The organism is Mesorhizobium sp. RSR565B, assembly GCF_054719465.1.
Window position 1 is genome coordinate 1,548,064 of the sequence record NZ_JBTTIE010000001.1, and the last position, 14,251, is coordinate 1,562,314.

Below are 14,251 nucleotides of genomic sequence, written 5' to 3' on the forward strand. Positions count from 1 at the left end.
CTCATTGGTCGCCACTCCGGGGATCGAGCGCATCGCGCAGGCCGTCGCCAAGCAGGTTGAAGCCGAGGCTGACGATGAGGATGGCGAAGCCCGGCGCGCCGGCCACCCACCATTGGTCGAGCACGAAGCGGCGGCCGGACGCGATCATCGTGCCCCATTCCGGCAGCGGCGGCTGGGCGCCCAGGCCGAGGAAGCCGAGGCCGGCGGCGGTGAGGATGATGCCGGCCATATCGAGCGTCACCCGGATGATGAGCGAAGAGATGCAGAGCGGCATGATGTGGCGCAGCACGATGCGGAACGGAGAGGCGCCCATCAATTGCACCGCCTTGATGTAATCCGAATTGCGCACGGTCATCGTCTCGGCCCGCGCAATTCGGGCGTAAGGCGGCCACGAGGTGATGGCGATGGCCAGCACCGCGTTTTCGATGCCGGGGCCAAGGGCCGCGACAAAGGCCAGTGCCAGGATCAGCTTGGGGAAGGCGAGGAAGATGTCGGTAATGCGCATCAGAATGGCATCGGTCCAGCCGCCGGCATAGCCGGCGACGGTGCCGACCAAAAGGCCGATGGGGGCTGCGATGACAGCGACAAGAATGACGACATAGAGGGTCCAGCGCGAGCCAAAAAGAATGCGCGAATAGATATCGCGGCCGAGATCGTCGGTGCCGAACCAATGCGCCGCACTCGGCGCCAAAAGCCGGGCATTCTTGAGTTCGCCGATAGTCGGCGAATAGGGCGCCAGCACATCGGCAAGGGCGGCGACCAGCAGCAGCGCGATGATGATGAGCAGGCCGAGAAACGCCAGCCGGTTGGCGGAAAAGCGCCGCCAAGCGACGTAGGCGCGGCCGAGCCGTGCCTGCATGCGCGAGGCCGGCCGATCACTGAGCAGCCAATCGCGGCGCGTTTGGATTGCTTCGGCGCTCATCCTGTCTTCGTCCTCGGATCGAGCACCTTGTAGAGAACGTCGGACAGGAGATTGATGCCGATGAACACCGAACCGATGACGATGGTGCCGCCGAGCACGGCGTTCATGTCGGCGTTCTGCAGCGAATTGGTGATGTAGAGGCCGATGCCGGGCCAGGAGAACACCGTCTCGGTCAGCACCGAACCTTCGAGCAGCCCGGCATAGGACAGCGCGATCACCGTGACCATCGGCACCGCGGCGTTGCGCAGCGCATGGCCCCAGATGATTCGCGTTTCAGACAGGCCCTTGGCGCGCGCGGCGACGATGTATTCCTGCGACAGCTCATTCAGCATGAAGGAGCGCGTCATTCGGCTGATATAGGCGAGCGAGAAATAGCCCAGCAGCCCTGCCGGCAGGATGATGTGGCGGTAAGCGTCGTAGAAGACATCCCACTGGCCCTGCAGCGCGGCGTCGAGCAGGTAGAAGCCGGTGATCGGTGTGAATGTGTACTCGTAGACGATGTCGAGGCGGCCGGGAAAAGCCACCCATTGGAGCTTGGCGTAGAACAGGACAAGCCCCAAAAGCCCGATCCAGAAGATAGGCACGGAATAGCCAATCAGGCCGACAATGCGAACGATCTGGTCGATGAGACTGCCGCGTTTTACCGCTGCCAGCACGCCGAGCGGCACGCCGATCAACGAGCCTATCAGAGTGCCCAAAGTCGCCAGTTCGATCGTTGCCGGAAAGGCACGGCGGATGTCGGTCATCACAGGATTGGTGGTCAGCACAGAGGTGCCGAAATCGCCGTTCAGCGCATGCTTGAGATAGATATAGAATTGCTCGATCAACGGCAGGTCGAGCCCCATCTCGCGGCGGGTGCGCTCGACGACATTGGCCGGTGCGCGGTCGCCGAGCACCGCCAGCACCGGATCAATCGGGATGACGCGGCCGATGAAAAAGGTCACCGCGAGGAGGCCGAGATAGGTGGTGACGGCGATGACCAGGAAGCGGCCGATGGCCAATAAAATAGCGACGGCGCGGGCGCTTCCCTGCCCCGCCGTCGCCTGGTTTTCAATCGCGCTCATCAGGGCGCGTCCGCCGGCGCTATTCCTTGGAGACCGGGCCGACGAAGTTGGTGTCGAAGCTCGGACCGAGGGCAAAGCCTTTCAGGTTTTTGCGCAGGCCTGCCACTTCCAACTGCTGGTGGATGATGACGAAGGGGCCGGTGTCGAGGATCGTCTTTTCAAGGCTCTTGTACATATCGGCGCGCTTGCCGGCATCCTTCTCCAGCAAGGCTGCTTCGGTCTGCTTTGTCAGGTCCGGGATGTCCCAGGCATTGCGCCAGGCCAGCGTCTTGGTCTTGCCTTCATCCGAATTGTCCGGGTTTGAGGCAAAGGTCTGGGCGTTGGAGTTCGGATCGAAATAGTCCTGGCCCCACTGGCCGATATAGATGTCATGATTGCGGGCGCGGTATTTGGTCAGCGTCTGCTTGCCGTCGCCGGGGATAATTTCCAGCTTGATGCCGGCCTGGCCAAGCGTCTGCTGGATCGATTCCGCCATGCCGGTGGTCGGCTGTCCCGTGCGTACATCCATGGTTACGCTGAAGCCGTCGGCCAGGCCGGCCTTGGTCAGCAGTTCTTTGGCCTTGGCGACGTCGAACTTGAACGGATTTTCGTCCAGTTCGCCCAGCACGCCCTTGGGCAGGAAGGTCTGGTGAATCTCGCCAATGCCCTTGAGGATGGTCGTGCTCAGCGCATCGTAGTCCACCAGATATTTGAACGCCTGGCGAACCTCGGGCTTGGCGAGGTTCGGATTCTTCTGGTTGAGACTGATGTAATAGACCGTGCCCTTCGGCGCGCTGGTCGTGGTGAGATCGGCATTCTTGGCGATGGCGTCGAGATCGTTCGGCTCGAGGTTGCGGGCAACGTCGATGTCGCCTGCTTCGAGCGCCAGGCGCTGTGCCGAGCTTTCCTTCATGTTGCGGTAGATGACGCGGGCGAGCTTGGCCTTCTCGCCATTGTAATTGTCGTTGCGCTCGAGCACGACGACCTCATTGGCCCGCCATTCGCGCAGCTTGTAGGCGCCGGAGCCGGCATAACCGGTCTTCAGGAAGGCGTTGCCGAAATCGTTGTCCCATTTGTAGTCGGCACTCGGCGTCACCGCGGCGACATGTTCCTTGACCAGTTTTGCGTCGACGACCGAAGCGACCGTTGCCGATAGGCAGTTTAACACGAAGCTCGGCGCATAGGCCTTGTCGACGGTGAACTGGAAGGTGGTATCGTCGACGGCCTTGGCCTTGTCGGCAACATTGTCGCCGCTGATGCCGAACTGGTTGATGATGAATGCCGGCGGCTTGTCCAGCTTGATGGCGCGCTCGAAGGAATAGGCGACATCGGCGGCGGTCAGTGGATTGCCCGAAGCGAACTTTAGGCCGGGCTTGAGCTTGAACGTATAGACCAGACCGTCGTCGGAAACGGTCCAGCTCTCGGCAAGGTCGCCCTTGACCTTGGAGGTGTCGCTGAGGTCGAGGCGGACCAGTAGATCATAGGTGTTGCCGGTGACTTCGGCAGTCGACAGTTCGAACGCCTCGCCCGGATCCATGGAGATGATGTCGTCGATGGCGAAACCTTCGACCAGCGTGTCGGCGGGCGTCACGGCGAAGGCGGGCGCAACGCCAATGAGCAGAGCGGACATGGCAGCACCTGCGAGCCAGACGCGCGAACGTAGAGCAAACTTTTCCATCATCATGATGATTGTTCCCTGTTTTGTTGATTGTTGACCCCGAGTTCCCGGCTCAGGGCTGCAGTAATCTTTTTCGCGGCCGGAGGACGACCGTTAGACCCATACCGTGTTGATTTTTTTCCAGTTGGTCAACACCCTATCCGGCAGCCCTCCAACCGGCAACGGGCATTTTGCGAGCCGGCATACTGGACCGGAATATGCTGTGCGCGTCGAAGCATGGGCGAGCCAATTGCAGCCGCCGATGGGGAAAAATCTGCTCTTTTCGGTGTTACTTGATGGCAGCAACCAGATCGGCGTCGGGGAAGCAGGTGGCGGGGCGGCCGTTCTTTTCCTGCCAGCTGCCGATCGAGCGGCGGGTCTTGAAGCCGGGCAGGCCGTCGGCGCTGCCGACATCGTAGCCCTTGGCCTCCAGCGCCTGTTGAAGCGCGGCGATGTCGGAACGATGCAGGCCGCCGACCGCACCCCAGCTGCCGACGAAATCAGCATCGCCATGGGCGATGCGGTCAGCGCCATGGCCGATGAACAGGGCGTAGAGGTCGCTGGTGTTGTATTGCTTCAACACGTAAAAATTCGGCGTGGCGATGAAGGCCGGACCGCTGCGTCCGGCCGGCATCAAAAGGAACCCTTCCGCCTTCAGTTCGTTGGCCGGAAAGGCTTTGCCGCCGACGCGGCTGATTCCCATCGCCGCCCAGGCTGAGATCTTCTTGCCCTGGTCGGGACCTTCGAGCGAGCAGGAAACGCTTTCCGGAACCGTCACCTCGAAGCCCCAGCCACGCCCCTTCACCCAGCCATAGTGGACGAGATAGTTGGCGATCGAGGCCAGCACATCAGGCGTCGAATTCCAGATGTCGGGGTGGCCGTCGCCGTCGTAGTCGACGGCGTGCTTCAGGAACGAGGTCGGCATGAATTGCGGCTGGCCGAGCGCGCCGGCCCAGGATGATTTCATGGCGCCGACCGGCGCCAACCCATGCTCGACGATCTCGAGCGCCGCCAGCACCTCGGTGCGGGAGAAGTCCTTCTTGGTCGACATGAATGCCTTGGTGCCGAGCACCTCGAAGGCGTCGTAGGGCATTTTCGCCGCGCCGAAGCCGGTCTCGCGACCCCAGATCGCCAATAGTATCTCGCCCGGGACACCGTAGCGCTTTTCGATCGCAGCCAGCGTCTTGGCGTTGGCCGCCTCGCGCGTGCGCCCACCTGACGTGACGGCGCGCACCGTCTTTTCGGCGAAATAGGCGCCGGGCGAACCGAACTCGGCCTGATGCTGTTTTTGCGGCGTGTTGGGCTTTTCGCCGGGCAGAACGAGGTCGGGCAGTTTGAGGTTCGGCTTCACGCCGTCGAAAGCGGCGTCGAAGGTGGACTTGGAGATGCCTTTGGTCTGGGCTTCCGGCCAGAGATCGGTTTGCAGCCAGGCGCGGAACTGGTCGTCGATTTTGGCCGCGGAGGCTGGGGCTACAAGAAGCAGGGCAACAAGGGATGCGAGAAGCGCAACGAGCGCCAATCCGAAAGATCCGCGTTCTGTCGCGCCCCCCTCTGTCCTGCCGGACATCTCCCCCTCAAGGGGGGAGATTGGCTGTCGCTTCGGTTTTCGCCAACCACCAGCGTTGAAAGAAGAATGCCGCCCGAGAAGCTGCTGATCTCCCCCCTTGAGGGGGAGATGTCCGGGAGGACAGAGGGGGGTGTTTGGCGCAAACCTCGAAGAATGCGAAGCTTTCATGTCGCACATCCTGCCCGCCAATTGCGTCAAAACGCCGTCCGCGAGCGCAAGGCCGCCGCCAGCGTCCCCTCATCCAGATAGTCGAGTTCGCCGCCGACCGGCACGCCATGCGCAAGCCTGGTGACCTTGATCTCGAAACCCGAGAGCTGGTCGGTGAGATAATGCGCCGTCGTCTGGCCCTCGACCGTGGCGTTGACGGCGAGGATCACCTCCTTCACCTCGCCGCCGGCGACGCGGTCGACCAGCGAGCGGACATTGAGCTGGTCGGGGCCGATGCCGTCGAGCGGCGACAGCGTGCCGCCGAGCACGTGGTAGCGCACATTCATGGCCGCCGCCCGCTCCAGCGCCCAGAGGTCGGAGACATCCTCGACGACGATCAGCGTCGAGGCATCGCGGCGCGGATCGGTGCAGATCATGCAAGGGTCGGAGGTATCGACATTGCCGCAGATCGTGCAGATGCGCACCTTGTCGGCGGCTTCAGCCATGGCGGCGGCGAGCGGCGACAAAAGCTGCTCCTTCTTCTTGATGAGGTGCAGTGCCGCACGCCTGGCCGAACGCGGCCCTAGCCCCGGCACCTTGGCCAGGAGCTGGATCAGGCGTTCGATCTCGGGACCGGCGATTCGCTTCGACATCGCACTGATCTAGGATTTTTCCGCGCGCTTTGAAACATGCCGCATACGCACCGAGCCCGCCATGCTGCCATGGCGGGCTTGGAAACTGTTTTAGGCGTCAGTAAGCTGACGCTGGCCGGGTCTGGTCGATAATCATCGCGCCGATAGCATCGGTATTCTCAGGCGTCGACTGGAAGCCCATTGACGCTTCCTGCGTTGCCGATGGAACCGAGGTGATGTAGCGGGCGTTCAGCGTGCCGCCGAAACGCGAGGCATCGGGCTCGGCCATCGGCTCCTGCATCGCCACCTCCGTCTGCTTGGCGGCGATGCGGGCGCTCTTGGCGGGCGCCGCGGAAGCCGTCACATAGGTCTGCTCGGCCGGGGCACGTGTCGCCTTGGCTGCGCGAACCGCCGCGGCCTGCTTGGCCGGATCTGGACGGACAATGGTCTTCACCACCGGCTCGGCGTAGGCAACCTGCAACGGCGCTTCAGGCACAGGCGCGCGCGGCTGCGCCGAGGCAACCATGGTCGTGGATTCATCCGGCAGCGGCTGCCAGTTGCGACCGCGCTTCTCGTAGAAGGCGTTGCCGCCGGCAACCATGGTGTAATGCATGTTCTTGTAGGGGAACCTCAGGCCGGCGGTGTGGAAGTACATCGTGTTCTTCAGCTTGGCCTTGCGCTCGCCCTTGAGCACCGCATCGGCGGCCTCCTCGACATCGGGCATCGCTTTCGAATTCATCGCCCGCGTCATCACGCCGGGCGCGAACTGGCCCGGTTCGCCAACCACTTGGCAAATGGTGCTGCCATGATTGCCGGAGCGCAGCCGGTTCATCACCACCGTGCCGACGGCGATCATGCCGTCACGGCTCGAGCGGTTGGACTCGAAGAACATCGCCCGCTCCAGGCATTCCTTCTCCTTCGGCGTGTTGCGGTAGGCGCGCGTCGAAAGGAAGCTGGGCGTGATGGCGTCGGTCAGGCTGGCGACCGACAGGCCGTGCGAAGACGTGGTCTGGCTACAACCCGCCAGGAACATAGGGGAGAAGATGATGCCGAGCAGAAGCGGCGTCTTCCATCGCGTCGCGATCAACAAAAATGCCTCATTGTCCAGATGCCAGCCCGCCCCGAGATGTGGCAAGAATGAGACTCTTAAAGGCAAAAAGATGGCTAAAGGATTAGCTTTCGTGCAGCATAGGTAAAACTTTATAAATGCCCGGATATGTCCGCGTGAGCAAAGCCGGAGAAAGTCTTAACAACAGCCTCCGCAGCCGATTTCCCTTCATAATCAATTAACTGGTTGGAGCCGGCTCAGAACGGCAATTTCATTCCGGGCGGGATCGGCAAGCCTGCCGTCAGCGCCTTGGTCTTCTCCTGCATAATCTGCTCGACCTTATTTTTGGCGTCATTGTGAGCGGCCAGCAGCAGGTCTTCGAGAATCTCGACCTCGTCCTCCTTGAACAGCGACGGATCGATCTTCAGCGACTTCATTTCGAACTTGCCGGTCAGCGTGACATTGACCAGCCCGCCGCCCGCCTGCCCGCTTGCTTCAATCGTCGCGATCTCGTCCTGCATGGCCTGGAACTTGGCCTGCATTTCCTTCGCCTTGCCCATCAGGCCGAGAAGATCTTTCATGGTCGGGTCCTTTGCGGATTCGTACTATGGTCAGGTTTCGTCGTCGTCGGACGGCGGCTCGACCGGCGCTTCGGCCTTGTCGGTGTCGACTTCCGGCGCGTCGGGAATGCGCACGTCGATGATCTTGGCGCCGGGAAAGCGCGCGAGGATGGCGGCCACCGCCGGATCGCTTTTCGCGTCGGAGAAAGCGGTCTCGCGCCTGGTCGATTCCATCTCGGCTAACGTCTGGCCGCCCTCTTCCTTCGACAATGACACCAGCCAGTTGCGGCCGGTCCAGGCCCGCAGCTTCGTCGTCAAGTCGTTGAGCAGCATCTTGGGCGCATCGGCGGTCAGGCCGACGTCAATACGGCCGGGCTCGATGCGCACCAGGCGAATACAGCTCTTGACCAGCACCTTGAAGGCGATGTCACGCTGCGCGTCGGCAAGAGCGACAATATCGGCCAGCGATTTCAGCGGCGGCGATTGCGGCTCGACGACCGGCTGCGGAGGCGCGACAAAGGCGACCGGGGGCGCGTCGACCAATCGCATGGTTTGCGCACCGGCTGGCCCGGACGGCATCCGGGTCTGCGCTACCGCGCTGGCGCCGCCGCCATTGCCGGCATTTACCGGCGCACCATTCGGGCGTGACGCACCACCGGACGCCGGAGCGCCGCTCTCCAGAGATTTCAGCGCCTCGTCCAGCGTCGGCAGGTCGGCGGCATGCGCCAGCCGGATCAGCACCATCTCGCCGGCGCAGACCGGTCGGTTGGACGACTGCACCTCGGGAATGCCTTTCAAGAGCATCTGCCAGGTTCGCGACAGAACCTTGACCGACAGCATGCTGGCGAAGTCGGCGCCGCGGCGGCGCTCATCCTCGGACAGGGAAGCGTCGTCGGCAGCCGTCGGCACGAAGCGCAGCCGGGTGACGAGGTGGTTGAATTCGGCCAGATCGGTCAGCACGGCAGCCGGATCGGCGCCGGTGTCGTACTGGTTGCGGAATTCGGCAAGGGCGGCCGCCACATCGCCCTTCATGACATGTTCGAACAGGTCGACGATGCGGGCGCGGTCGGCGAGACCCAGCATGTCGCGCACCGCTTCGGCGCTGACGGCGCCGCCGCCATGGGCGATTGCCTGGTCGAGAATGGAGAGCGAATCGCGGGCCGAGCCTTCGGCGGCGCGCGCGATCATCGCTAGCGCGTCGTCGTCTACCGATATGCCTTCCTTGCCGGCAATGGAGGCGAGATGCGCGACCAACGCGCCGGCATCGATGCGTCTCAGGTCGAAACGCTGGCAGCGCGACAGCACGGTGATCGGCACTTTGCGGATTTCGGTGGTGGCAAAGATGAATTTGACGTGCGGGGGCGGCTCTTCCAGCGTCTTCAACAGGCCGTTGAAGGCCTGGGTGGAGAGCATGTGCACTTCGTCGATGATGTAGACTTTGTAGCGCGCCGACACCGGGGCATAGCGCACGCGCTCGATAATGTCCCTGATGTCGTCGATGCCGGTATGCGACGCGGCGTCCATCTCGATGACGTCGACATGGCGGCCTTCCATGATCGCCTGGCAGTGCTCGCCCAGGAGGGCGAGGTCGACCGAGGGATGGTCGACCGTCGGCGTCTTGTAGTTGAGCGCGCGCGCCAGGATGCGCGCCGTCGTGGTCTTACCGACGCCGCGCACGCCGGTCAGCATCCAGGCCTGGGCGATGCGGCCTGTGGAGAAAGCGTTGGTCAAAGTGCGGACCATCGGCTCCTGGCCGATCAGTTCGGAGAAATTCGACGGACGATATTTGCGCGCCAGCACGCGATAGGCGACGGCCTTTTGCTTCTCCAGGTTTTCGGGGTCCGAATTTCCGGCTTCGCTCATTCGCCCGTAAAGCTCCAAAAGGCCGCGTCTCAGCGTAGCCGATTCCTGCTAGATCGTTTCACCGTTTTCTGAAACGGCAAACCGCTCTACCCTTTGCTTTAACGCAATTCCGGACGGGAAACCGCTCACACTTTCCCTGGAATTGCTCCAATAGTCTCGCCCGCGCTGCAATGCGTCGTCAATGTCGCGAGAGGGGCCGATGAGGTGGGAGGCTGGAACAATGACCCGTTCCGGGCTCGTTAGGGCTGCTTCCTTCCGGACCTGACCCGGTTGGCGAGTGGATCGTCCACCACCAACCTCCCGCGTTCCATATCGGCAATTCAGCGATCAAATGCAAGGGTGCATTGAGAATCGGATGCCCGTGAACTCCGCCGCTCAATGAATCGCTTGCAGCCCCCGTGCAGCCGCTCTAGCGTCATGAGTTTGGGAATAATGCGAGAAGCGCAAGGGAAACGCCAATGCTACCGGGCCTCAAGGCCGGATTCACGCTCGACTCCAGGTTGGAGGCGGATAGCGAGCAGCTGATGTGGCTCGGCCTGTGCGAGCTCAGGGTGATGAACGATAGCCGCTGGCCATGGCTTATCCTGGTGCCGCAGCGGCCGGGGGCCGAAGAAATCCACGACATGACGCCGCTCGACCAGGCGATGTTGACCTTCGAGACCAACATGGTGGCGCAGGCGCTGAAAAGAACCACGGGCTGCACCAAGATCAACACCGGCGCGCTCGGCAACATCGTTCGGCAATTGCATGTCCACGTCATCGCCCGCTCGGAAGGCGATCCGGGCTGGCCGGGGCCGGTGTGGGGGCACGGCATGCGCGAGCCCTATGAGCGTTCAGGCATCCGCCAGTTTGCGCAACAGATCAAGGCGGCGCTATAAGCCGCCTGTGTCCATTCCTAGACGTTCGAGCTTCCATGACCTTTCGCCTTTTTGACGCGCCCTTGCGCGAACCGAGCCAGTTCGTCGGTTTCGCCGGAAACACGATTGATCGGCAATCCGAGAACCGCGCCGACGATTCCGTCGAAAAGGCGTTGGCCGATCCCTCGGCACGTCTTTTGCCGATGCATGGCGGACGGCTGTATCTGAAATTGCACGATGGCAGCTTCGACCCTTGGTTCGATCTGGCTGAGAGCCAGAAGCTGCAGCCATCACTCGCACAAGGCGTGCTGCTTGGCTTTGCCGAGAGCGGCCCGGTACTTGCCGTGCCGGTCGGCCTCGATCCCGAACAGCTGCCGGAGACCATGAAGGCGATCGATTATCGCTCGGTCTATATGCAGGGGCTGATCGACGAGGCGGCAGCGGGCGCGCTGGCGCAAGGCGCCGCCCTGCTTGCCTGGCATGCCACCCATCGCTTCTGCAGCAAATGCGGCCATGAATCGCAAATGCGGGCCGGCGGCTACAAGCGCCATTGCCCAAATTGCGGCACCGAGCACTTTCCACGCACCGATCCGGTGTCGATTATGCTGACGGCGACGCGGGAAAAATGCCTGCTCGGCCGCGGCCGGCATTTCGGGCCCGGCATGTACTCGGCGCTTGCCGGCTTCATCGAGCCGGGCGAGACGATCGAGGCGGCGGTGCGCCGCGAAACGCTGGAGGAAGCCGGCATCCGGCTCGGCCGCGTCGTCTACCATGCCAGCCAACCCTGGCCGTTCCCCTATTCGCTGATGATCGGCTGTTTCGGCGAACCGCTCAATGACGACATCCAGGCCGATCTCAACGAGTTGGAAGATTGCCGCTGGTTTTTTCGCGACGAGGTGCGTTCGATGCTGGAGAGGACGCACAAGGACAATCTGGTCACGCCGCCGAAAGGCGCGATCGCGCATCATCTGATCCGCGCCTGGGTCGACAGCGAATAAGACTTGTTATTTTACGCAATTCCGGACGGAAAACCGCTTCACACTTTTCCTGGAATTGCTTAACGGGAGCAAAAAATGATCCGTCACACCGTGGTTTTCACCCTGAAGCACCCGCAGTACTCGCTGGAGGAAAAGCGGTTCCTCTCCGATGCCAAGCGCATTCTCAGCGCAATCAAGGGCGTCACCCATTTCGAGCCGCTGCGGCAAGTCAGCCCGAAGAACGACTACCACTTCGGCTTCTCGATGGAGTTCGTCGATCAGGCCGCCTACACCAGATATAACGAGCATCCCGACCACGTTGCCTTCGTGCGCGACCGCTGGATCCCGGAAGTCGAAACCTTCATGGAAATCGACTATGTGCCGCTGACCCTGCTGGTTTAGGGAACCTTAGTCCGCGACCTTCCACTGCTCGCGCGACTCGCTGGCGGGATAGACACCCAGAATGCGCACTTCGCGCGAGAAGAAGCGCAGTTCGTCCAGCGCCAGCTTGACCAGTGGATCGTCGGGATGGCCCTCGATATCGGCGTAGAACAGCGTCGCGGTGAAGGCGCCCAGTTGATAGCTCTCCAGCTTCGTCATGTTGACGCCGTTGGTGGCGAAACCGCCCATTGCCTTGTAGAGCGCAGCCGGCACGTTGCGGACACGGAACATGAAGGTCGTCATCATCTTGGTGTCGGCCGAGGGCCGTTCGGCCAACCGCTTGTCCTTGGTCAGGACGACGAAGCGGGTGACATTCGAGTCCGTGTCCTCGACATTCTTCTCGATGATGTCGAGGCCATAGAGTTCTGCGGCGAGCGCAGGCGCCAGCGAGGCCATGCTGCGGTCCTTGAGCTCGGAGACCAGCTTCGCCGAACCCGCCGTGTCGCCGGCAATCACCGGCTTCCAGCCATTCTTGCGGATGTATTTGCGGCACTGTCCCAGCGCATGGATATGGCTGTGCACGGTCTTGATCTCTTCGCGTTTGACGCCGGGCAGCACCATCAGTTGGAAATGGATCGGCAGGAAATATTCGCCGACGATGTGGAGTTTCGATTCCGGCAAGAGATGATGGATGTCGGCGACGCGGCCGGCGATGGTGTTTTCGATCGGGATCATGGCGAGGTCGGCCTTGTTGGTCTCGACCGCGTTGAAGGCATCCTCGAAGGTGGGGCACGGCAACGGCTCCATGGAAGGGAACATGTTGCGGCTGGCGGTGTCGGAATTGGCGCCCGGTTCGCCCTGGAAGGCTATTCTGTTGGTCTTGTCAGGCATGCCGATATCTCAGGTTTGAAAGGATCTGCGGTGTCAGGAAAGAATTTGTCTTCTCAGCAAAGAATTTGTCTGGCGCGTTCGAGGTCTTCCGGCGTGTCGACGCCGAGCGGCAGCGATTGCACGATCTCGGCATCGATGCGCATACCGGCCTCGAGCGCCCGCAACTGCTCCAGCCGCTCGCGCCGCTCCAGCGGCGACGGTTTTAGCGCGACGAAGCGTTCGAGGGCTGAGCGCCGATAGGCGTAAAGGCCGACATGGTGATAGAGCGGCCCCTCGCCCCAGGGCGCGGTGGCGCGGGTGAAATAGAGCGCCTTCAGCCGCGTCGCCGACAACGGCGAACCGACGATCTTGACGACGTTGGGGTTGGCCTTTTCCTCGTCGCGGACGATCTCGACGCCGAGCGTGGCGATGTCGACCGCAGCGTCCTCGAACGGTTTCAGCGCCGCACCGATGATCTTGGGATCGATGGTCGGCAGGTCGCCCTGCACATTGACGATGGTTTCGACCTTGCGATCGGGGTCGAGGGCGGTCAGCGCCTCGAAGATACGGTCGGAGCCGGATTCGTGGTCGGTGCGCGTCATCACCGCCTCGAAACCGTGCGCGCGCACCGCTTCGGCCACGCTGCGCGTGTCGGTTGCCACCACCACCCGGCCAAGCCCAGCCTCAGCGGCGCGGCGGGCGACATGGACGATCATCGGCGCGCCGGCTATGTCGGCCAGCGGCTTGCCCGGCAGGCGCGTCGAGGCCATGCGGGCCGGGATCAGGATGAGGGTGGACATCGAGGTTGCAAGGCGTTCGAAAGAGGATGGGGAAAGTGGCAAAAGGTCTCACTGGAAGCGCCCTTATAGGTGTTGCAACGCCCAAGCAAAAGACCTAGTTTCCGCCCGATTTGACCGGCTCGACGGGGTGGGTCACGATACCGACGGACGGAGTGGACGGAGAGGTCCGCCGGAAAAGGGAGCCCTGGGGCGTATGGATTCCAACGAAGTCAACAAACTGCTCGCCGGGTTGCTTGGAACCTGTTTCGTCGTCTTCTCGGTCGGTTTGGTGTCCGACGCCCTGTTTGCCTCGCCGGCGCCGGAAAAACCCGGCTTTGCCATCGAGGCGACGGAGCCTGCCGAAGGCGGCGCCGCCGGACCCGCAGCAGAGGCGAAGCCGATCGCCGACCTTTTGGCCACCGCCAATGTCGAGCAAGGTGCGGCCGTCTTTAAGAAATGCCAGGCCTGCCATTCCGGCGAAAAAGGCGGCCCCAACAAGGTCGGCCCGGATCTCTGGGACATCGTCGACCGCCCCGTCGCCGAGCATGAGGGCTTTGCCTATTCGGCCGGCATGAAGGAGTTTTCCAAGGGCGGCGCCGAGAAGTGGACCTATGACAATCTCAACCACTTCATCACCTCGCCGAAGAAATTCGTGAAGGGCACGGCGATGGGCTTTGCCGGCCTGCCGAAGGACGAGGACCGCGCCAACGTCATTGCCTATCTGCGCACGCTGTCGGATAGCCCGAAGCCGCTGCCGACGCCAGGTGCCGCCGCCGATGCAACGGCGCCGGCCAAGCCGGCCGAGGGTGCCGCTCCGGCCAAGCCGGCTGAAGGTGCAGCTCCAGCCCCTGCGACGCCGGCACCGGCGCCCGCCAAATAACCGAATTGTCATCTCCATGACCTCAAAAAAGCCGGGTTCAGCCCGGCTTTTTGTTAGGAAAATCGCAT

At 62.4% G+C, this 14,251-nt stretch carries 14 protein-coding genes and 1 other RNA gene; 4 read left to right on the forward strand and 11 right to left on the reverse strand.

Annotation, left to right across the window (positions count from 1 at the left end; translation table 11 throughout):
- Nucleotide 1 precedes the first annotated feature (1 nt).
- From nikC to ffs, 9 genes are all read right to left on the reverse strand, one after another.
- Nucleotides 2-922 (reverse strand): nickel transporter permease, encoded by a 921-nt coding sequence (gene nikC, locus ACYG9R_RS07465; protein WP_023823771.1) that lies wholly within the window; start codon nt 920-922, stop codon nt 2-4.
- On the reverse strand, nt 919-1,986 hold the full coding sequence (locus ACYG9R_RS07470; RefSeq protein WP_023669524.1) for an ABC transporter permease: 1,068 nt from the start codon (nt 1,984-1,986) through the stop codon (nt 919-921). The genes nikC and ACYG9R_RS07470 overlap by 4 nt, the downstream gene beginning before the upstream one ends.
- Before the next feature lie 19 nt (nt 1,987-2,005).
- Complete coding sequence (locus ACYG9R_RS07475) at nt 2,006-3,649, reverse strand: ABC transporter substrate-binding protein (protein ID WP_023823772.1); 1,644 nt, start codon at nt 3,647-3,649, stop codon at nt 2,006-2,008.
- 262 nt (nt 3,650-3,911) lie between these two features.
- Nucleotides 3,912-5,189, reverse strand: coding sequence for a lytic murein transglycosylase (locus ACYG9R_RS07480; protein ID WP_023823773.1), 1,278 nt, complete (start codon nt 5,187-5,189; stop codon nt 3,912-3,914).
- Between the two features lie 194 nt (nt 5,190-5,383).
- Complete coding sequence (gene recR, locus ACYG9R_RS07485; protein ID WP_023823774.1) at nt 5,384-5,989, reverse strand: recombination mediator RecR; 606 nt, start codon at nt 5,987-5,989, stop codon at nt 5,384-5,386.
- Between the two features lie 97 nt (nt 5,990-6,086).
- A complete protein-coding gene (locus ACYG9R_RS07490) occupies nt 6,087-7,055 on the reverse strand; it encodes a cell wall hydrolase (RefSeq protein ID WP_023692601.1) in 969 nt (322 codons plus the stop codon).
- A gap of 218 nt (nt 7,056-7,273) precedes the next feature.
- Nucleotides 7,274-7,597, reverse strand: coding sequence for a YbaB/EbfC family nucleoid-associated protein (locus ACYG9R_RS07495; RefSeq protein WP_023669519.1), 324 nt, complete (start codon nt 7,595-7,597; stop codon nt 7,274-7,276).
- A 30-nt stretch (nt 7,598-7,627) separates the two neighbouring features.
- Nucleotides 7,628-9,439, reverse strand: a complete 1,812-nt coding sequence (locus ACYG9R_RS07500) for a DNA polymerase III subunit gamma/tau (RefSeq protein WP_023823775.1) — start codon at nt 9,437-9,439, stop codon at nt 7,628-7,630.
- 204 nt (nt 9,440-9,643) lie between these two features.
- An RNA gene (gene ffs / locus ACYG9R_RS07505) (signal recognition particle sRNA small type) lies at nt 9,644-9,740 on the reverse strand.
- 157 nt (nt 9,741-9,897) lie between these two features.
- Here ffs and ACYG9R_RS07510 point away from each other — a divergent pair.
- From ACYG9R_RS07510 to ACYG9R_RS07520, 3 genes are all read left to right on the forward strand, one after another.
- Nucleotides 9,898-10,317 (forward strand): HIT domain-containing protein, encoded by a 420-nt coding sequence (locus ACYG9R_RS07510; protein ID WP_023823776.1) that lies wholly within the window; start codon nt 9,898-9,900, stop codon nt 10,315-10,317.
- A 35-nt stretch (nt 10,318-10,352) separates the two neighbouring features.
- Nucleotides 10,353-11,294, forward strand: a complete 942-nt coding sequence (nudC, locus tag ACYG9R_RS07515) for an NAD(+) diphosphatase (RefSeq protein WP_023823777.1) — start codon at nt 10,353-10,355, stop codon at nt 11,292-11,294.
- 75 nt (nt 11,295-11,369) lie between these two features.
- Nucleotides 11,370-11,675 carry a Dabb family protein gene (locus tag ACYG9R_RS07520; protein ID WP_023669515.1) on the forward strand — a complete coding sequence of 102 codons (306 nt, stop codon included), beginning with the start codon at nt 11,370-11,372 and terminating at the stop codon, nt 11,673-11,675.
- Nucleotides 11,676-11,681: 6 nt separating this feature from the next.
- Here the strand turns inward: ACYG9R_RS07520 and ACYG9R_RS07525 are convergent, their stop codons facing one another.
- Complete coding sequence (locus ACYG9R_RS07525; RefSeq protein ID WP_023696750.1) at nt 11,682-12,545, reverse strand: prephenate dehydratase; 864 nt, start codon at nt 12,543-12,545, stop codon at nt 11,682-11,684.
- A gap of 53 nt (nt 12,546-12,598) precedes the next feature.
- The gene (locus tag ACYG9R_RS07530; RefSeq protein WP_023696751.1) at nt 12,599-13,324 is read right to left on the reverse strand and encodes a 3-deoxy-manno-octulosonate cytidylyltransferase; all 726 of its coding nucleotides are present in this window, start codon (nt 13,322-13,324) and stop codon (nt 12,599-12,601) included.
- A 193-nt stretch (nt 13,325-13,517) separates the two neighbouring features.
- Here ACYG9R_RS07530 and ACYG9R_RS07535 point away from each other — a divergent pair, with 193 nt between their 5' ends.
- Nucleotides 13,518-14,183 (forward strand): c-type cytochrome, encoded by a 666-nt coding sequence (locus ACYG9R_RS07535; protein WP_023669512.1) that lies wholly within the window; start codon nt 13,518-13,520, stop codon nt 14,181-14,183.
- The last annotated feature ends 68 nt before the right edge of the window (nt 14,184-14,251 follow it).